Origin of the sequence: Methylobacterium dankookense (assembly GCF_902141855.1) — a bacterium.
Classification (GTDB): Bacteria; Pseudomonadota; Alphaproteobacteria; order Rhizobiales; family Beijerinckiaceae; genus Methylobacterium; species Methylobacterium dankookense.
Genome location: NZ_CABFVH010000042.1, coordinates 1 through 19693 on the forward strand (window position 1 = coordinate 1; position 19693 = coordinate 19693).

Below are 19693 nucleotides of genomic sequence, written 5' to 3' on the forward strand. Positions count from 1 at the left end.
GAACCGGAAACGGCCATTCCGCTGTCGGCACAGGAGGTTAAGGGGGCTTAGCCCCGATGCTCCCAAACCAGGTGCGCTACCAGACTGCGCTACACCCCGCCACGCCTGCGTTTTACGGATTCCGCGGCGCAGCGGCAAGGCTGATCCTGCCCGCTTGACCCCGCTCTCCCCGCGACCCACCTCCGGCTGCGCGAGGGGGATGCACGAGGACGACGATGATCGATCTCCACTACTGGCCGACGCCGAACGGCCACAAGGTCACGATGTTCCTGGAGGAGACCGGCCTGCCCTACCGGATCCAGCCGGTGAACATCGGGGCGGGCGAGCAGTTCAAGCCGGATTTCCTGGCGATCGCCCCGAACAACCGCATGCCCGCGATCGTCGATCACGCGCCCGCGGGCGGCGGCGCGCCGATCGCGCTGTTCGAATCGGGCGCGATCCTGCTCTACCTCGCCGAGAAGACCGGGCGCTTCCTCCCCGCCGACATCCGCGGCCGGGCCGAGGTGCTGCAATGGCTGTTCTGGCAGATGGGCGGCCTCGGGCCGATGCTCGGCCAGAACCACCACTTCTCGCAATACGCGCCCGAGAAGGTGCCCTACGCGATCAACCGCTACCTCAACGAGACCAACCGCCTCTACGGCGTGCTCGACCGGCGGCTCGCCGACCGCCCCTACGTGGCCGGCACCGACTACAGCATCGCCGACATGGCCTGCTATCCGTGGATCGTGCCTTACGAGAAGCAGGGCCAGAACCTCGACGACCACCCGAACCTGAAGCGCTGGTTCGAGAGCGTGCGCGACCGCGCCGGCACGGTCGCCGCCTACGCCAGGGGACCGGAGGTCAACCCGAACCTCGGCCAGACCATGAGCGAGGACGCCAAGAAGGTGATGTTCGGGCAGACGGCCGCGAACACGAAGCGCTGAGGGACCTCTCCCGCATCCTGGCGGGAGCCTGTCCGTTCGCACAACGCCTCGCGGACGAGGCGCGGGTTCCCTCTCCCGTTCGGGAGAGGGGGCACGTCGCGGCTCACCTGCATCCCTGGAAGCCGAATTCCCTTCATCCGGCCCGCTTCGAGGACCTGCCCGACCTGGGGCGGGAGACCCCGGGCGGATTACCCCTTACGTCCGCAACGCCTCCAGCGGCACCGGTGCCGCGTGGGGCCGGCTGCCCAGCATCGCATCGATCAGCGCCAGCACCTCGGCCCGGCCGACATTGGCGGCCGGCTCGAAGGGCGTCCAGGTCTGGGTGAAGTCGAGGCGCTCGAACACGTCGCGGTAGCGGCGCAGCTCGTTCACGGTCAGCGGTACGCCGCGCACGAAGGCCTTGTGGGCCGAGATGGTCCGCGCCCGGCGGAAATCCGCCGGATCGAGCTCGAACTTCAGCGCGTCGCCGCAGAAGCAGATCTTCCGCTCGCGGTCGAACAGCACCGCATGCCCGTCGAAATGGCCGGCGGTCCGGTGCAGCTCCAGCCCGGGCAGCGGCTCGAGGAAGTCGTCGTAGGGCCAGGAGACCTGCAGCGCCGCGCTCCAGGTGAAGTCGGCCGCCGGCAGGCAGAGCTCTGGATCGAAGCGGTCCTGCAGTTGCACCAGCGCGCCGTAGGAATGCGGGTGCGAGGCCGAGAGCACCTGCATGCCGCCGAGCCGTTCGATCTGGTCGAGGGCCGCCTCGCTGAAGACCGGGCAGCCCTCGAAGCCCATATTCCCGTTCTCGGTCCGGATCAGGTAGGCGGATGGCCCGATGCCGGAGACGGGCTCGTTCCAGAAGCGCCAGATTCCCGGCTCCAGCTCCTGCCAGTGGCAGGGGAAGGCGGCCTGCGCCTCCGCCGCCGTGCGGAAGCGCCAGCCGTCCTGCGGCACCACGTGGCGGGCGTCCAGGCACATCGGGCAGGCGGGCGGCGCCTCGAAATGGCGCTGCCAGAAGCCGCAATTGTCGCAGGTATAGGCGGGCAGCTTCAGGGCGCCCGCGAAGGGCAGGTAACCGGGCACGGGACTCAGCTCGCGGCTCGAGGATCGTTCCGAGAGCGGTATCAGGCCGCGCGCCTGAACGCAGCCCGAGCGGGGGCTAATAAAAAACCCGCCGGCCTCGCGGCCGGCGGGTTCGTGTCGTCGGGTTCGACCTTGGATTCGACCCCGGATCAGTGCGCCGGGCTCGGATGGCCGTGGCCGGGCTCCTCGGCATGCGGGTCCTTGCCGCGCTTCTTGGCGATCCAGATCACGAAGCGGCGGATCACCACGTAGAAGACCGGCGTCAGGAACAGGCCGAAGAAGGTCGCGCCGATCATCCCGAAGAACACCGCCGTGCCGAGCGCCTGGCGCATCTCGGCGCCCGGGCCCGTGGCGATCACGAGCGGCAGGGTGCCGAGGATGAAGGCGAAGGCCGTCATCAGGATCGGGCGCAGGCGCAGCTTGCAGGCCTGGACCGCCGCCTCGACGGGCCCCTTGCGCTCGTTCTCCTCGATGTCGTGGGCGAATTCCACGATCAGGATGGCGTTCTTGGCGGCGAGGCCGATGAGCACGATCAGGCCGATCTGGGTCAGGATGTTGTTGTCCTGCCCCCTGAGCTGCACCCCGAACAGGGCGGCGAGCACGCCTGTGGGCACCACCAGCAGGATCGCGAGCGGCAGCGCCCAGGATTCGTACTGTGCGGCGAGCACGAGGAAGACGAGCAGCACGCCGAGCGCGAAGACGTAGATCGCCGTGCCGCCGGCCGCCTTCTGCTGGTAGGCGATCTCGGTCCAGTCGTAGGAATATCCGTCGGGCAGGCTCTTCTTGGCGATCTCCTCCATGGCGTCGAGCGCCTGGCCGGTGGAGATGCCGGGCTGGGCCACGCCCTGGACCGGCACCGAGTAGTAGAGATTGAAGCGCTGCACGATCTGCGGGCCGGTGATCTCGCGGATCGTGGCGAGCGTGCCCATCGGCACCAGGGCGCCGGTGGAGGAGCGCACCTTGAGCTGCTCGATATCCTGCTTGGAGACGCGGAACTGCGCGTCGCCCTGCACGCGCACCTGATAGATGCGGCCGAGCGTGTTGAAGTCGTTGACGTAGGCGCCGCCGAGCGCCGCCTGCACCGTCGAGAAGACGTTGCCGAGCGGCACGTTCAGCATCCGCGCCACCGTGCGGTCGATGTCGAGATAGAGCTGCGGCGTGTCGTTGCCGAAGGTGGTGAACACCCGCGTCACATCCTTGCTCTGGTTGGCTTGGCCGAGCAGTTCGCCGACATTGGCGAGCAGCGGGCCGATGGCCGAGGATTGCCGGCTCTCGATCTGCATCTTGAAGCCGCCGCCCTGGCCGAGGCCGCGCACGGGCGGGGGCGGGATCACGATGATCCGGGCCTCCTGGATGTTGGCGGTCGCCTTCAGCACGTCGCCGGTGATGACGGCGGCCGAGCGGCCCTTGGTCGCCCGCTCCTTGGCACCCGCGAGCGTGATGAACATCACGCCCGAATTGGTGGTGTTGGTGAAGGTGGCACCGTCGAAGCCCGCGATGATGACGGTGTTCGTCACGCCCTCGATCTTGCGGGCCTCCGCGGCGGCGCGGTTCACCACCTCGGTGGTGCGGTCGAGCGAGGCGCCGGAGGGGAGCTGCACCACGCCGATCAGGTAGCCCTGGTCCTGGTCGGGGATGAAGCCCGTGGGCGTGGTGCGGGCGAGGTGGAGCGTGCCCGCGATCACCGCCGCGTAGACGAGCAGCATCGCGATCAGGCCGATCGTGTAGGTGGTCAGCCCGTGGATCGTGCGCGAATAGCCGTGCGACAGCCAGTCGAAGCCGCGGTTGAACAGGCTCGCCAGCCAGTTGACGAAGCGGGTGAGGAAGAACTTCGGCTTGGCATGCGCGTGGTGCGGCTTCAGGAGCAGCTTGCAGAGCGCCGGCGACAGGGTCAGCGAGTTGAAGGCCGAGATCAGGGTCGAGGCCGCGATGGTGAGCGCGAACTGCTTGTAGAACTGCCCCGAGATGCCGGGGATGAAGGCGGTCGGAATGAACACCGCCGCCAGCACCAGCGCGATGGCGACGACGGCCGAGCCCACCTCGTCCATGGTCTTGTGCGCGGCCTCGCCGGGCGAGAGCCCCTCGGCCATGTTGCGCTCGACGTTCTCGACCACGACGATGGCGTCGTCGACCACGATGCCGATGGCGAGCACCAGCCCGAACAGGGTCAGGTTGTTGAGCGAGAAGCCGAAGGCCGCCATCGCCGCAAAGGTGCCGACCAGCGAGACGGGAATCGCGAGCACGGGGATCAGGGCCGTGCGCCAGCTCTGGAGGAAGACGAGCACCACGATCACGACGAGGCCGACCGCCTCGAACAGGGTCTTGTAGACCTCGTGGATCGATTCCTCGATGAACTCCGTCGGGTTGTAGGCGATGCGGTACTCGACGTCCGGCGGGAAGTTCTTCTTCAGGTTCTCCATCACGTTGCGGACGGAGGCGGCCGCATCGAGGGCGTTGGTGCCGGGGCGCTGGAAGGCGCCGATGCCCACCGCCGGCGTCGCGTTGAGGAAGGAGTTCGTCGTGTAGTCCTTCTGGCCCATCTCGACGCGGGCCACGTCCTTCACCCGCACGAGCCGGCCGTCGGAGGCCTTGACGATCACCTCCGCGAACTCTTCCGGCGTCTGGAAGCGCCCTTGCGATTGCACCACGAGCTGGAAGGCCTGGCCCGTCGCCGCGGGCGGCGAGTTCAGCGCGCCGGCCGCCACCTGCACGTTCTGCTCCTGCAGCGCCGTGGTGATGTCGTTGGTGGTCAGGCCGTAGGCGGCGAGCTTCTGGGGATCGAGCCAGATGCGCTCGGCGTATTCGTTGCCGCCGAAGATCGTGATGTCGCCGACGCCGTCGAGGCGCAGCAGCTCGTCGCGGATGTTCAGGTAGATGTAGTTGGCCAGGTAGTTCTGGTCGTAGGTCTTGTTCGGCGACAGCAGGTGCACGACCAGCATCAGGTCGGGCGAGGCCTTGCGCACGGTGACGCCGAGGTTGCGCACGTCCGGCGGCAGGCGGGGCTGGGCCACCGAGAGACGGTTCTGGACGAGGACGTTCGCGATATCGAGGTTGGTGCCGACCTTGAAGGTCACCGTCAGCAGCATGTTGCCGTCGTTCGTGGACAACGACGTCATGTAGAGCATGTTGTCGACGCCGTTGACCTCCTGCTCGATCGGCGTCGCGATGGTCGCGGCCACCGTCTCGGCGTTGGCGCCGGGGAAGGAGGCGCGCACCGTCACGGTCGGCGGCACGATCTCGGGGTACTGCGAGACCGGCAGCGTCTCGTAGGCGACGAAGCCGAGAAGCAGGAAGATGATCGAGGTGACCGAGGCGAAGATCGGCCGGTCCACGAAGAAATGGGCAAAGCGCATCGGTCTAACCTCTCGGCCGGCCTCCCGAAGGCGCCGCCTCGCGTCCCTTGCGTGTCGTGAGGGCCGCTCCCGCCCCGCGGGTGCGGCCCTTGGCTGTCATGGCGCGGGGCGCGGCCCGCTCAGGTCCTGCTCGGGGGCAGCGTCTGCGATTCCGGCGTCACCTTGGCGCCCGGGCGGACGCGGGCGAGGCCGTTGATGACCACGGTCTCGTCGCCCTTCAGCCCCTCGCGGATCACCCGGTAGCCGTCGACCTTGGGACCGAGCTTGACCTCGCGGGCCGAGACCGTGCCGTCCTCGGAGACGAGGTAGACGATGCGCTTGTCCTGGTTGGCGGAGATCGCCTCGTCGGGCAGCATCACGCCCTGGAAGGGCTTGGTCGCCGGCATCGAGACGATGCCGAACAGGCCGGGCTTGATGAACCCGTCCGGGTTCTCGACGGTGGCGCGGAGCAGCACCGTGCCGGTCTGGTTGTCGACGCGGTTGTCCACGAAGTCGAGGGTGCCCTTGCGGGTCGGCTTCTGCTCGCCGGTGAGGGCGATCATGATCGGCACGCCCTTGCCGCGCTGGGTCTGGCCCATGCCGATGCCGAGGCTCGCCTGGTACTTGAGGAAGGATTTCTCGTCGACGGTGAAGCCGAAATAGATCGGGTCGAGCGAGACGATCGTCGTCAGCATCGTCTGGTCGGTGATGACGATGTTGCCTTCCGTGACGCGCCGCTGGCTGGTGCGCCCGTCGATCGGCGACTTCACCTCGGTGAAGTCGTAGTTGAGCTGAGCGTTGCGGAGCGCCGCCTCGGCGCTGTCGACATCCGCCTGCGCCGTCTGCGAGGCCTGCCGGCGCTGGTCGGTGACCTGCTCGGAGATGTTGCCGCCCCGCGACAGCGTCTGGGCGCGCTCCAGGTCCGTCTGCGTGAAGGAGAGGCGCGCCTTGGCCGAGGTCAGCGCGGCCTGGGCCTGCTCCAGGGCCGCCTTGTAGGGCCGGCGGTCGATCACGAAGAGCACGTCGCCCTTCTTCACCGTGGCGCCGTCCGTGAACTGGATCTTGTCGAGATAGCCGGTGACGCGGGCGCGCACCTCGACGAACTCGATCGGGTCGAACCGGCCCGTATACTGGTCCTGCTCCACGATCTCGCGGACCACGGGCTTGGCCACCGTCACCTTGGGCGGCGGACCGCCGGGGGCCTGGGCGAGGGCCGCGCCGCCGGGATACGCGGCGAGCACGGCGAGGAGCGGGAGGAGGCGGACGAGCCGGCTGCGCATGGTGTGGTCCCTGAGCATCGGCCCGCCGGCCGCGGCGAAGCCTGCGGGCGGGGATGCGTGGTCTGAGGGTTCCGAGACGATGTCCCGCACGCTGGCAGGCGCGGGCCGGGTCCGGCTCCTGCGCCCTAGTCCCTCGCGCGGAACCGGGTTGTGCGGCATCGCACACGGCGTGGCCGTTTCGCCGATTCGTCCCGGCCGAAACGGGTGGGTATGCGGATTACTCAACCGCCTCACCGGCGGCGTACCAGTCCTTGAAGCCGCCGCGGTAATGCTCCTCGGTGGCGTGGCCGGCGCTCTGCATGGCGTGGAGCGCGTGGAGCGAGCGCACGCCCGCGGCGCAGGCGAAGACCGGGCGCCGCCCGTCCTGCCGGATCAGGTCGGACAGGGCGGCCGGATCGAAGGCGGAGAGCGGGTGCGTGACGGCGCCGGGGATGTGGCCGCCCTCGTATTCGTGGGGCTCGCGCACGTCGATCACCAGCATCGTCCCGTCGGCGAGCCCCTTCTTGACCGTATCCCGGTCGAGATCGACCACACGCATCGGCAGACTTCCTCCCGCAGGCCGACCCCGGCAGGGGCACGGCTGCCATCCTCGGTTCCGCGGGCTCCGCGGGCGAAAAGCGCCTCTGCATCGGGGAGAGGACGTGGCGGGGACGCGGCGGTCCCGCCCGATCCTCCCGAGGCTGCGCGGCGGCGAAAAGCGCCGCGCCTTCGGTGGGCTGACGCTTTTCCTTATTCGTCAGCCCCGCCGGGCGCAACACAGCGTTGTGCGTGCGGCCGGTATCGTGACACCGGACCGCGCCCCGCTTGCAGGCCGTCCCCTTCCCGGCGGAACGCCCTATCTTGCCGCCATGCCCGGCCCGCTCACCCACCGCCCGGCCCGCGCCGCGCTCATCCTCCTCGCCCTGCTTGCCGCGGCGCCCGCCGCCGCGCAGGCGCCCGCGGTGCTGGAGCGCCCCCCCGCGACCCAGGAGCGCGCGCCCGCGGCCCGGGACCCCGTCCCGATCCCCTCCCAGGAGGCGCGGATCCTGCCAGCGCTGGCCCCCCGCGGCATGGTCGCCTCGCAGGAGGCGCGCGCGACGCGGATCGGCATCGAGGTGCTGAAGCGGGGCGGCAACGCGGTGGACGCGGCGGTGGCGGTGGGCTTCGCGCTGGCCGTGACCCTGCCCCAGGCGGGCAATCTCGGGGGCGGCGGCTTCATGCTCGTCCACCTCGCCGACCGCAACGAGACGGTGGCGATCGATTATCGCGAGACCGCGCCGCAGGCCGCCACCGCCGACATGTTCCTGAAGGCCGACGGCGAGCCCGACCGCGACGCCTCGACCAACGGCGGAAAGGCGGTGGGCGTGCCGGGCACCGTGCGGGGCCTCGCGGAGGCGCACCGGCTCTACGGCTCCGGCACACTCAGCCTCGCCGACCTGATCGCCCCGGCCGAGCGCCTCGCCCGCGAGGGAATCGGCGTCGAGGGGGGCCTGGCCGATTCGCTGCCGCAGGTGGCGGGGCTCCTCGGCCGCTGGCCCTCGACGCGGGCGGTGTTCTTCAACGGCGAGCGCGTGCGCGGCCGCGGCGAGACCCTGGTCCAGACCGACCTCGCCGACACCCTGCGGACGATCGCCGAGCGCGGGCCGGACGCCTTCTACAGGGGGCCGGTCGCGGAGCGGATCGCCGCCGCGGTGAAGGCGGCCGGCGGCGTCATGACGCCGGAGGATCTCGCGGGCTACGCGGTCGAGCTGCGCAAGCCCGTGCGCGGCTCCTATCGCGGCTACGACATCGTCTCGATGCCGCCGCCCTCCTCGGGCGGCATCCACCTGATCCAGATCCTCAACATCCTGGAGGGGTTCGATCTCGCCGGGATGGGCGCGGGCTCGGCCGCGGCCCTGCACACCCTCGCCGAGGCGATGAAGCCCGCCTATGCCGACCGCGCGACCTATCTCGGTGACCCGGACCGGGTGAAGGTGCCGGTGAGGGGTCTGCTCTCGAAGGGCTACGCCGCCAGCCTGCGCGCCGCCATCGACCCGCAGCGGGCGCGCCCCGCCGACGCGATCCGGGCCGGCGACCCGCTCCCTTACGAATCCGACCAGACCACGCATTTCTCGGTGGTGGACGCGGCCGGCAACGCGGTGGCCAACACCTACACCCTCAACTTCTCCTACGGGATCGGCCTGATCGCCGAGGGCACGGGCGTGCTCCTCAACAACGAGATGGATGACTTCTCGGCCAAGACCGGCGCGCAGAACGCCTACGGGCTGGTCGGCAGCGACGCGAACGCGGTGGCGCCGGGCAAGCGCCCGCTCTCCTCGATGACGCCGACCTTCGTGTTCAGGGACGGGCGCCTGTTCCTCGTCACCGGCAGCTCCGGCGGCAGCCGCATCATCACCACGGTGCTGCAGGTCATCGTGAACCTGATCGACTTCCGCATGAACCTCGCCGAGGCGGTGACCGCCCCGCGCATCCACCACCAGTGGCGCCCGGACGTGCTGCTCGCCGAGGAGGGCCTCTCCCCCGACACCCTGGCCCTGCTCAAGGCCCGGGGCCACGCGGTGAAGGTCGGCGCCACCTCGGGCTCGGCCAATTCCGTGATGCGCCTCGACGGCCTGCTCGCCGGCTCCTCCGACCCGCGCCAGCGCAGCACGCTGGCGGACGGATATTGAGGTCGGACTTGGTCCGCGGAGCGAAGGCGAGCTAAAGGGACCCGCGCGTCCGCACGGGTCCCCATGCTCTTCCTCCGCTCCCTCGCCTTCAACCTCGGCTTCTACGCGCTGACCACGATCGTCGCGCTCGGCTGCCTGCCGGCCCTCGTGGCCCGGCGCCCGGTGCTCGGCGTCGCCCGGCTCTGGGCCCGCGGCGGGATCTGGCTGCTGCGGGTCGCGGCCGGCATCCGGGTGGAGTTCCGCGGCCTGGAGAACATCCCCAAGGGGCCGATCCTCGTCGCGGCGAAGCACCAGTCGGCCCTGGAGACCCTGGCCCTCTGCACGATCTTTCCCGAATTCGCCTACATCCTGAAACGGGAGCTGCTCTTCGTCCCCGTCGTCGGCTGGTACTTCGCGCGCGGGGGGATGATCGCGATCGACCGCTCCAAGGGCAGCCGTGCGATGGCCCTGATGAACACGGCCGCCGCCGACGCGATCGCGCATGGGCGCCAGATCATCATCTTCCCCGAGGGCACGCGCCGGCCGACCAACGCGCCGCCGGTCTACAAGCAGGGCCTCTCGCACCTCTACGCGGCGCTCGCCGTGCCCTGCCTGCCGGTGGCGCTCAATACCGGCCTGTTCTGGCCCCGCCGCGGCTTCCTGCGCCGGCCCGGCACGGCGGTGATCGAGGTCCTGCCGCCGATCCAGCCGGGAATGGAGCGCGCCGCCTTCCATGCCGAGATGCTGGAGCGGATCGAGACCGCCTCGAACGCCCTGCTCGATGCCGGACGGGCGGAGCTCGCCGCGAACGGCCATCCGGTGCCCGGCCCGCAGGGCGAGACCCCGGCCGGCACCCCGGCCGCCTGATCCCCGTCGCGGACGTGCGCTACCGCACGCGGCAGAGTGCCGCCGCGGGCTCGCGCGCGCTTGCGCGCGCCGCGGGGAATCCCATCTCAGGCCTGTGATCCGGCGGCCTTGACGCCTGTGGAGAACGCAGGGTAGAACAGAACAAATGGCGAACAAACGAGCCCTGTCCTGGTCGGCCGCGCTCCGCGACCTGAAGGACGATCGCACACGGAGGCAGGACGTGCGGGAAGAACGCCTCAGAACGACGGCCGGCCTGCGCGGCAGCCCAGCCCTCGCGCTCTCGGCCTGGCGGGGCCGCTCGGGCAAGCGCTACGTGGTGGGCGTGCACGCCATCGAGGAGCAGCCGGACCTCTCCGAGATCGGCGAGGCCGTGGTCATGGCCGTGCGGCGCGACACCGCCGGCATCGCCCAGCTCGTCTCGGTGGCGAGTTCCGGCGAGAGCCCGCGCGAGCACCTGCAGCGCACCTGGCTCGCCCGGGTCCGGACCTCCGGCGCGACCGAGATGCACGTCCATCGCCTCGCCGAGAACGAGGCTGCCCGCGCCGCCATCGTCGAGGATTTGTCGGTCGAGGGAGCCTGAACCGGCCGGTACCCCGCGCACATCGCCGTCCCTTGCCGCCCCTTGCATCGTCCCGCGCATTGCGGGAGGGGGAACGGGCCGGCCCCGTGCCGGCGGCGACGAGGCGAGGATTCATGGCGCAGAACGGCGCGAACCCGGCCGGCGGCCTCTCCGAGGCCCCGCCTCCCGCAAGCCGGCGGCGCGGCCGCCTCGGCCTGTTCCTGCCCTTCATCCTGCTGGGCCTCGTCGTCGCGCTCTGGTCGGCCGGCTGGTTCTACGTCCGCGACCGGGCGGGCCGCGAGATCGACGGCTGGCTCGCCCGCGAGGCCGCCGCGGGCCGGGCCTGGACCTGCGCCGACCGCTCGATCACCGGCTACCCCTTCCGGCTGGAGCTGCGCTGCGGCTCGCTGGCGCTGGCCCGCTCGGATGGCGGCTTCACCCTCGGGCCGCTCACGGCGGTCGTCCAGATCTACCAGCCGCGCCACGCCCTGTTCGAGGCGGCGGGCCCGTTCCAGGTCCGCCAGGGCGACCTGACCGGCGAGGCCCGCTGGACCGCCCTGCGCGGCAGCTTCCACGGCACGGCGGACGGCTTCCTGCGCGCTTCGCTGGCGGTCGACGGGCCGCAGATCGACGTGGCCGGGGCCGTGCCGGAGCCCGTCTCGGTCGCGGCCCAGCATCTGGAACTGCATGCCCGCCCGACGCCCGGCCGCTTCGACAGCGACGGGGCGGTCGATATCAGCCTGCGCCTCACCCAGGCGCTCGCGCCGATCGCCGACGCGCTCGTCGGTAACCGCGACCCGGCCGACCTCGCCCTCGACGCGACCCTGACCCGGGCGACCGTGCTGCGCACCGGCACCGTGGCGCGGGAGCTGGAGAAATGGCGTCAGGCCGAGGGCAGCCTCGACATCGCGGGCCTGTCGCTGGTGAAGGGCGCGAACCGCGTCCAGGCCAAGGGCAGCCTCGACATCGACGAGGCCCACCGCCCGGCCGGGCAGATCGACCTGCGCGCCGCGGGCGTCGAGGGGCTGGTCGCCGGCCTCGTCGGCCAGCGCTACGGCGCCGATCGCGGCGCCCTCGTCGGCAACCTGATCGGCGGCCTCCTCGGCAGCCTCGCCAAGCCGCGCGGGGCCGAGGCTGCGGTCCCGGGCGAGGCGCCGCTGAAGCCGCTGCCCCCCTTGCGCCTCGTGGACGGGCGCCTCCTGTTCGGCCCCTTCCAGATCCCGAACGTGCGCCTGCCCGCCCTCTACTGAATCCGGGTTTCGAAAGGGGTCACCCCTTTCGCGGGTCCAGGGCGGAGCCCTGGAAATGCCCGTCAGGGCTTCGCCCCGACACCCCACCGAAGGGACTTGTCCCTTCGGAATCCCTGGTCCTTGCGAAGGCGTCGGCCTGCGCGCGGATCACCGCGACGGCGCGGGCGATGCCGGCACAGTCCACGTCGAGATGGGTGGTGGCGCGGATCTGCTCGCCGATCGCCCGTATGCGCACCCCGTGCGCGAGGCAGGCCTCCGCGAAGACGGCGGCCGGCACGTCGAGCCCGGCCACCGAGAAGCTGAGGATGTTCGACTGCCCCGCCTCCGGCTCGAAGGCGAGGCCCGGCGCGCCTTCGAGCCCCTCGCGCAGGCGGCGGGCATTGGCGTTGTCCTCGGCGAGCTGGTCGAGATGGTGGTCGAGGGCGTAGAGCCCGGCCGCCGCCAGCACGCCGCTCTGGCGCATGGCCCCGCCGAGCCGGTACTTCCAGCGCCACGCCTCGGTGACGAAGGCCTTCGTCCCGCACAGGACGGCGCCGACCGGGCAGCCGAGCCCCTTGCTGAGATCGATCCAGGCGCTGTCGAACCCCTCCGCATAGGCGCGCGCCGGGATGCCGGTGGCGGCGACCGCGTTGAGGAGCCGCGCCCCGTCGATATGCGCCTTGAGGCCCCGGTCCCGCGCGATGTCGCGGATCGCGCGCATGGTCCCGAGATCCCAGATCGAGCCGCCGGAGAAGCTCGTGGTCTGCTCGATGGAGATCAGGGCCGAGCGCGGCGCCGTGCGCTGGGGCGTGCGGATCGCCGCCTCCGCCTGCTCCGGCGTGTAGAGCCCGTTGCGCGTCGGCAGGGGCCGGACCGAGACGCCGCCGATCGCCGCCGCGCCCGCGGCCTCGGTGTTGTAGATGTGGGACTGGTCGTCGACGATGATCTCGTCCCCCGCCCGGGTCTGGACCAGGATCGCGGCGAGGTTGCACATCGTGCCCGAGGGCATGAACACGGCGTCCTCCATGCCGAGGAGGTCGGCCACGCGCGCGCAGAGCGCGTTGGTGGTCGGGTCCGAGCCCGATTGCTCGTCGCCGACCTCGGCCCGGGCCATGGCCTCGCGCATGCCGGGCGTCGGACGGGTCTGGGTATCGCTGAACAGATCGACGGTCACGGTCACTCTCTCGCGGCATGCGGCAACGGCGCCGGGCAGACCGCGCCCGGCGCAGGTCTTATAGAACACGCTCCTGGCCCAGATCGAAGGCGAGACCATGGGAGCAAGCGCCCGGCCGACGAACGGCCCCTCGGCTGAGGCCGCGGAACTGGAACGGCGCCTCGCCGGGGCGGTGCGGGGCACGGTGCGCTTCGATGCCTTCAGCCGCGGGCGCTACAGCACCGACGCCTCGATCTACCAGATCATGCCGACCGGAATCGTCCTGCCGCAGGATGCCGAGGACGTGGCCGCCTGCCTGGCGATCGCGGGCGAGCAGGGCGTGCCGGTCGTCATGCGGGGCGGGGGCACCTCGCAGAACGGGCAGCCGATCGGCGCGGGGCTGATCCTCGACTGCTCGCGCCACTTCAACCGGATCCGCGCCTACGATCCGGAGGCCGGCACCGTCACGGTCGAGCCCGGTATCGTGCTGGAGCGGCTGAACGCCCGGGTGAAGGCGGATGGCTGGTTCTTCCCCGTCGAGCCCTCCACCGCGAGCCGCTGCACCATCGGCGGCATGGCCGGCAACAATTCCTGCGGCGCCCGCTCCCTGCGCTTCGGCAAGATGAGCGACAACGTGCTCGGCCTCGAGGCGCTCTTCCACGACGGCGAGCCCTTCGGCTTCGGCCTCACCGGCAACGATGCGGAGGGCGTCACCGGCTCGGGCCGGGCCGCCGACCTCGCGCGGCGCATGCTGGCCCTGGCCGGCGCCCACCGCGAGGAGATCGAGCGGGTCTATCCGAAGGTGCAGCGCCGGGTCGGCGGCTACAACCTCGACAGCCTGATCGAGCCGCGCCCGAACCTCGCCCATCTCCTCGTCGGCTCGGAGGGGACGCTCGCCGCCACCACGGCGGTGACGCTGAAGCTCTCGCGGCTGCCGGCGCACCGGGTGATGGGCGTGTGCCACTTTCCCTCCTTCCGGGCCGCGATGGAGACGACGCAGGCCATCGTCGACCTCGCGCCGGTGGCGGTCGAGCTCGTGGACAACAACGTGCTGGTGCTGGGGGCCGACATCCCGCTGTTCCGCACGACGCTCGCCGACATCACCAGGGGCCGGCCGAACTGCCTGCTGCTGACGGAGTTCGCAGGCGACGACCTCGGCGCCTTGAGGCGGGACCTCAGGCGCCTCGAAGCCTGCATGGGCGATCACGGCTTCCCGGACGCGGTGGTCGAGGTGGTCGAGCCGGCCCGGCAGCGCACCGTCTGGGAGGTCCGCGAGGCCTGCCTGAACATCATGATGTCGATGAAGGGCGACGCGAAGCCGGTCTCCTTCATCGAGGATTGCGCGGTGCCGCTGGAGCACCTCGCCGACTATACGGATGCCGTCACCGAGGTGTTCGCCAAGCACGGCACCCGCGGCACCTGGTACGCCCACGCCTCGGTCGGCTGCCTGCACGTGCGGCCGATCCTCGACATGAAGCAGGGCGGCGACGTCGCCCGGATGCGCGCCATCGCCGAGGAGACCGCCGAGCTGGTGCGCCGCTATCACGGCTCCTATTCCGGGGAGCACGGCGACGGGATCTCGCGCTCGGAATTCGTGGAGCCGCTGTTCGGCGCGCGCCTGACCCGGGCCTTCGAGACGGTGAAGGACGGGTTCGACCCGGAGAACCGCCTCAACCCCGGCAAGATCGTCCGCGCGCCGAAGTTCGACGACCGCGCCCTGTTCCGGTTCAAGCCGGATTACCGCGTCGAGGCGCCGGCCAAGCCCGTCCTCGACTGGTCGGACTGGGGCGGGTTCGGCCCGGCGGTCGAGATGTGCAACAACAACGGCACCTGCCGGAAGCTCGCGGGCGGGGCCATGTGCCCCTCCTACCGGGCGACGGGCGAGGAGCAGCACCTCACGCGCGGGCGCGCCAACACCCTGCGGCTCGCCATCTCCGGCCAGCTCGGGCCGGACGCCTTCACCAGCCCCGAGCTGAAGCGGACGCTCGACCTCTGCGTCTCCTGCAAGGCCTGCCGCCGGGAATGCCCCACCGGCGTCGACATGGCCCGGATGAAGATCGAGTTCCTGCACCATTACCATGCCCGCCACGGCCTGCCCCTGCGGGAGCGGCTGGTGGCCGAGCTGCCGCGCTATGCGGGCGTGGCGGGCAGGCTCGCGCCCCTCCTCAACCTGCGCGACCGCCTGCCGGGCCTGGCCCGGCTCTCCGAGCAGATGGCCGGCCTCTCCGCCCGCCGCTCCCTGCCGCGCTGGGGCCGGCCCTGGCGGGAGGACGGCGAGTTCGCCCACCCGCAGGACGTCAGCGGCGATTTCCGCGACATCGTCCTGTTCGGCGACACCTTCAACCGCGCCTTCGAGCGCGAGAACCTGGAGGCCGCCGAGCGGGTGCTGCGCGCCGCGGGCTACCGCCTGCACCGCGTCGGCCCCGCGACGGGACGCCGCCCGCTCTGCTGCGGCCGGACCTATCTCGCCTCCGGCCAGACCGACCGGGCCCGGGCCGAGGCGCGGCGGACCCTCGACGCGCTGCTGCCCTATGCGCAGGCCGGGGCGCGCATCGTCGGGCTCGAGCCCTCCTGCCTATTCACCTTCCGCGACGAGTTCCTGGCGCTCCTGCCCGGCGCCGAGACCCGGGCGCTCGCCGGGCAGGCCGTGCTGTTCGAGGAGCTGCTCGCCGCCGACCTCGCGGCGGGCCGGATCGACCTGAACCTCGCCCACCAGGGCGGCCGGGTCGCGCATCTGCACGGGCATTGCCACCAGAAGTCGTTCGGGGCGTTCGGGCCGGTGGAGACCGTGCTGCGCCGGGTGCCGGGCCTCGACGTCCGCGTGATCGAGTCGAGCTGCTGCGGCATGGCCGGCGCCTTCGGCTACCGGGCCGACACGATCGACGTGTCCTTCGCGATGGCCGAACTGTCCCTGTTCCCGGCCCTGCGCCAGGCGGGCCCGGACGACTTGGTGGTGGCCGACGGCACGAGCTGCCGCCACCAGATCCACGACGGCCTCGGCCGGCAGGCGGAGCATGTCGCCCGCGTGCTCGACCGAGCCCTCATCGGATCCTGAGGGCGGCCCGATGCTCTCCCCCCTTTTGAGGGAGGAGGGAGAGTGCCCCTCAGCGCTCCGCGCGGATCAGCCCGCGCAGCATCTCGACCATGCGGCGGATCTCGTCGGGCGTGGAGATGAAGGGCGGGCCCATGGCGATGGTGTCGCCGGTGAAGCGGAGCAGGATGCCCTCGCGCAGGCCGCGCTCGAAGATCGCCCGCGCGCGGGCGCCCGGCTCGGGGCGGGGCTCCAGGTCGATCGCGGCGGTCAGCCCGATATTGCGGATGTCGCGCAGGCCGGTCTCGCTGCGCAGGTCGTGGACCGCGCCCTCCAGCACGCCCTCCAGCTCGCGCACGCGGCCGAACAGGTCCTCCTCCTCCATCACGTCGAGGGTGGCGTGCGCCACCGCCGCGGCGAGCGGGTGGCCGGAATAGGTGTAGCCGTGGAACAGCTCCACCGCGGCGGCCGGGCCCTGCATGAAGGTCTCGTAGATGTCCTTGCGCACGATGACGCCGCCCATCGGCACGATGCCGTTGGTGATGCCCTTGGCGAAGGTGATCATGTCCGGGATCACGTCGAAGCGCTGGGCGGCGAAGGGCGCGCCCATGCGGCCGAAGCCGGTGATGACCTCGTCGAAGATCAGCAGGATGCCGTGCTTGGTGCAGATCTCGCGCAGGCGCTGCAGGTAGCCGACGGGCGGCACGATCACGCCGGCCGAGCCCTGGACCGGCTCGACGATGACGGCGGCGATCGTCGCCGCATCGTGGAGCGCCACCAGACGCTCCAGGTCGTCGGCGAGGTGGCCGCCCCATTCCGGCTGGCCCTTCGAGAAGGCCATCTCGGCATAGTCGTGGGTGTGGCGCAGATGGTCGACGCCCGGGATCATCGCGGTCGCGAACATCTTGCGGTTGGCGACCATGCCGCCGACCGACATGCCGCCGAAGCCGACGCCGTGATAGCCCTTCTCGCGCCCGATCATGCGGAAGCGTCCGGCCTCGCCGCGCAGGCGGTGGTAGCCGAGCGCGATCTTGAGGGCGGTGTCGACCGATTCCGAGCCGGAATTGGCGAAGAAGACGTGGTCGAGCCCCTCGGGCGCCATGTCGGCGATGCGCTCGGCCAGCCGCAGGGTGACCGGATTGCTCATCTGGAAGGCGGTGCAATAGTCGAGGGTCTGGGCCTGCCGGGTCAGGGCCTCGACGATGCGCGGATGGCCGTGGCCGATGGGGCAGCACCACAGGCCGGACAGGCTGTCGAACAGCTCGTGCCCCTCCGCCGTGCGGTAATAGGCGCCCTTGGCCGAGACGAGGATGCGCGGGCTCGGATCGGCCTTGAAGTGGCGGTTGGGGGGGGACGGCAGCCAGTAGGGCTCGACGTTGAGCTGGCGGTCGTCGCCCTGCGCCTCGATATGCTGGTCCATGCCGTCCTCGCATCCGGTCCGATTGGGATGCCCCGTTATCGCCCGGAACGGGGCTGCCTGCCTATCGACAGTTCCGACCCTGAGGCGCGCAGCTGTATCGGCAGCAGGATATCGACAGTTCGGCCTCTCCGCGCGCTATCCCCCTCTCGGCTTTGCTGCGGGGATGATCCAGGCTAGGGAAGCGGCCTGCCCGCAGACGGACACTGTCTATGTTCACCCTCGATCCGGACAGCGCGACGCCGCTCGTCACGCAGCTGGTCGAGGCCGTCTCGGAGCGGGTCCGCGGCGGCGGTCTGGCGCCGGGCGCGCGCCTGCCCTCGGTGCGCAAGCTCGCGGCGCAGTGCGGGGTCAGCACGCTCACCGTGTCGAACGCCTATAACCGCCTCGTCGCCGACGGGCTGCTCGAGGCGCGCCGGGCGAGCGGCTACTTCGTCTCGGCCCGCCTCATCCCGCCCCGCCCGGCCGAGCGCCGGCCCGCGCGGGGCCGCCCCGTCCCGGTCTCGCTCGATTCCGGCTGGCTGCTGCAGCGGGTCTACGAGGAGGACGCGCCGACCATCAAGGCGGGCTGCGGCTGGCTGCCCGACAGCCACCTCTTCGCCGACGGGATCAAGCAGGCCCTGTCGGGCCTCGCCCGCCGGCCGGACCGGCTGGTGCTGCGCTACGGCCACCCGCTCGGCTACGCTCCTTTACGCCGGGCGATCCAGCTCCTGCTCGCCCAGCGCGACATCGGCTGCGAGCCCGACCAGATCGTGCTGACCCACGGCGCCAGCCAGGCCCTCGACCTGACCATGCGCGCCTTCCTGCAACCCGGCGACGTCGCCCTGGTGGACGATCCCGGCTACTGCAACCTCTATCCCCTGCTCCACGCCATGGGCGTGCGCATCGTCGGCGTCGAGCGCACGGTGCAGGGCCCCTCCGTCGCCGCGCTCCAGGCGCTGGCCGAGCGCCACCGCCCGAAGCTCTTCTTCACCAACACCAACTTCCACAACCCGACCGGCACGGCCTGCGCGCCGGGCACCGCCTACCAGATCCTGCGCATCGCCGAGCGGCACGACATGCTGGTGGTCGAGGACGACATCTTCTCCTCCTTCGCGGCGGAGACGGCGCCGAGCCTCGCGAGCCTCGACCAGCTCGGCCGCGTCATCCATGTCGGCAGCTTCTCGAAGACGATCTCGCCCTCGCTCCGGGTCGGCTACCTCGCCTGCAGCCCCGAGAACGCGCAGCGCCTGCTGCACCTGAAGATGGCGATGGGCCTGACGAGCTCCGAGATCGCGGAGAGCCTCGTCCACGCGATCCTCGCCGAGGGGCATTACCGCCTGCACATCGCGCGGCTCCGCGAGAAGCTCGCCGCCGAGCAGAAGAGCGTGGCCGACGCGCTCATCGGCGTCGGCATGCGCCTGTTCCACCGGCCGACCAACGGGATGTTCCTCTGGGCCGGCTTCGAGGATTGCCCGGACGTGCCGGGCCTCGCCCAGCGCGCCGCCGCGGAGGGGATCATGCTGGCGCCCGGCCAGCTCTTCCGGGCGCATCAGGAGCCCACGGCCTTCCTGCGCTTCAACGTGGCCCACGCCAATGCCGCGCCGCTGTTCCGCTTTCTCGAACGGGAGCGGCGCGCGGCCTGAGCCCGGCCTCGTCTTGCCGCTGTAGCTTGAGCGTGCCACATCCCGGCCGATCCGACCGATTGGGGGTGAGATGCACAATCTGGAACGCGCGTTCGAGCGAGCCCTGTTCGCCTGCCGCTGGCTGCTGGCACCGTTCTACGGGGCGCTGGCGATCGGCCTCGTGGTGCTGCTCGTGAAGCTCCTGCAGGAACTCGCGCATTTCATCCTGCACGCCATCGAGTCGAACGAGGCCCAGACCATCCTCGGCGTGCTGACGCTGGTGGACCTCTCGTTCACGGCCTCGCTGCTGATCATCGTGATGTTCTCGGGCTACGAGAACTTCGTCTCGAAGTTCGACCATACGGACCACAAGGACTGGCCCGAATGGATGGGCACGATCGACTTCACCGGGCTGAAGCTGAAGCTGATGTCCTCGATCGTGGCGATCTCGGCGATCCAGCTCCTGAAATCCTTCATGGACGTGAAGGCCTATACCGACCGGGAGCTCTATTGGCTGGTGGGCATCCACATGGTCTTCGTGGTCTCGGGCATCCTGATGGCGCTGACCGACCGCATCGCGGCGGGGCACCACGACAAGTAGGCCGGCGA

The 19693-nt window shown here is 70.9% G+C and carries 14 protein-coding genes; 8 read left to right on the forward strand and 6 right to left on the reverse strand.

What is annotated here, in order from left to right:
- Positions 1-215: 215 nt before the first annotated feature.
- Positions 216-923, forward strand: coding sequence for a glutathione binding-like protein (locus tag MTDSW087_RS23040; RefSeq protein WP_144767211.1), 708 nt, complete (start codon positions 216-218; stop codon positions 921-923).
- A 195-nt stretch (positions 924-1118) separates the two neighbouring features.
- On the opposite strand, the gene MTDSW087_RS23045 is transcribed toward MTDSW087_RS23040, so the two are convergent.
- The 4 genes from MTDSW087_RS23045 to MTDSW087_RS23060 form a co-directional block, all read right to left on the reverse strand.
- Positions 1119-1985: an MBL fold metallo-hydrolase gene (locus tag MTDSW087_RS23045; RefSeq protein ID WP_144767212.1), complete on the reverse strand. Its 867-nt coding sequence runs from the start codon at positions 1983-1985 to the stop codon at positions 1119-1121.
- Between the two features lie 149 nt (positions 1986-2134).
- Positions 2135-5338, reverse strand: coding sequence for an efflux RND transporter permease subunit (locus MTDSW087_RS23050; protein ID WP_144767213.1), 3204 nt, complete (start codon positions 5336-5338; stop codon positions 2135-2137).
- 119 nt (positions 5339-5457) lie between these two features.
- Entirely contained in the window at positions 5458-6597 is a 1140-nt protein-coding gene (locus tag MTDSW087_RS23055) for an efflux RND transporter periplasmic adaptor subunit (protein WP_144767214.1), read from the reverse strand.
- A 217-nt stretch (positions 6598-6814) separates the two neighbouring features.
- The gene (locus tag MTDSW087_RS23060; RefSeq protein WP_144767215.1) at positions 6815-7135 is read right to left on the reverse strand and encodes a rhodanese-like domain-containing protein; all 321 of its coding nucleotides are present in this window, start codon (positions 7133-7135) and stop codon (positions 6815-6817) included.
- Between the two features lie 310 nt (positions 7136-7445).
- Between MTDSW087_RS23060 and ggt the strand changes: the two genes are divergently transcribed.
- The 4 genes from ggt to MTDSW087_RS23080 all read left to right on the forward strand — a co-directional run bounded on the left by ggt (position 7446) and on the right by MTDSW087_RS23080 (position 11900).
- Positions 7446-9245: a gamma-glutamyltransferase gene (gene ggt, locus MTDSW087_RS23065; protein WP_144767216.1), complete on the forward strand. Its 1800-nt coding sequence runs from the start codon at positions 7446-7448 to the stop codon at positions 9243-9245.
- Between the two features lie 63 nt (positions 9246-9308).
- Positions 9309-10091: a lysophospholipid acyltransferase family protein gene (locus MTDSW087_RS23070; protein ID WP_144767217.1), complete on the forward strand. Its 783-nt coding sequence runs from the start codon at positions 9309-9311 to the stop codon at positions 10089-10091.
- A gap of 145 nt (positions 10092-10236) precedes the next feature.
- On the forward strand, positions 10237-10671 hold the full coding sequence (locus MTDSW087_RS23075; RefSeq protein ID WP_144767218.1) for a hypothetical protein: 435 nt from the start codon (positions 10237-10239) through the stop codon (positions 10669-10671).
- A 113-nt stretch (positions 10672-10784) separates the two neighbouring features.
- On the forward strand, positions 10785-11900 hold the full coding sequence (locus MTDSW087_RS23080; RefSeq protein ID WP_144767219.1) for a DUF2125 domain-containing protein: 1116 nt from the start codon (positions 10785-10787) through the stop codon (positions 11898-11900).
- A 19-nt stretch (positions 11901-11919) separates the two neighbouring features.
- On the opposite strand, the gene MTDSW087_RS23085 is transcribed toward MTDSW087_RS23080, so the two are convergent.
- The gene (locus MTDSW087_RS23085) at positions 11920-13053 is read right to left on the reverse strand and encodes a threonine aldolase family protein (protein ID WP_280525287.1); all 1134 of its coding nucleotides are present in this window, start codon (positions 13051-13053) and stop codon (positions 11920-11922) included.
- Between the two features lie 97 nt (positions 13054-13150).
- On the opposite strand from MTDSW087_RS23085, the gene MTDSW087_RS23090 reads away from it, so the two are divergent.
- On the forward strand, positions 13151-16087 hold the full coding sequence (locus tag MTDSW087_RS23090; RefSeq protein WP_144767221.1) for an FAD-binding and (Fe-S)-binding domain-containing protein: 2937 nt from the start codon (positions 13151-13153) through the stop codon (positions 16085-16087).
- Between the two features lie 49 nt (positions 16088-16136).
- Here the strand turns inward: MTDSW087_RS23090 and aptA are convergent, their stop codons facing one another.
- The gene (gene aptA, locus MTDSW087_RS23095) at positions 16137-17483 is read right to left on the reverse strand and encodes an omega-aminotransferase AptA (RefSeq protein ID WP_144767222.1); all 1347 of its coding nucleotides are present in this window, start codon (positions 17481-17483) and stop codon (positions 16137-16139) included.
- Between the two features lie 209 nt (positions 17484-17692).
- Here aptA and MTDSW087_RS23100 point away from each other — a divergent pair, with 209 nt between their 5' ends.
- Both MTDSW087_RS23100 and MTDSW087_RS23105 read left to right on the forward strand, forming a co-directional pair.
- A complete protein-coding gene (locus tag MTDSW087_RS23100) occupies positions 17693-19105 on the forward strand; it encodes an aminotransferase-like domain-containing protein (RefSeq protein ID WP_144767223.1) in 1413 nt (470 codons plus the stop codon).
- 70 nt (positions 19106-19175) lie between these two features.
- On the forward strand, positions 19176-19685 hold the full coding sequence (locus tag MTDSW087_RS23105; RefSeq protein WP_144767224.1) for a TIGR00645 family protein: 510 nt from the start codon (positions 19176-19178) through the stop codon (positions 19683-19685).
- Positions 19686-19693 lie beyond the last annotated feature (8 nt).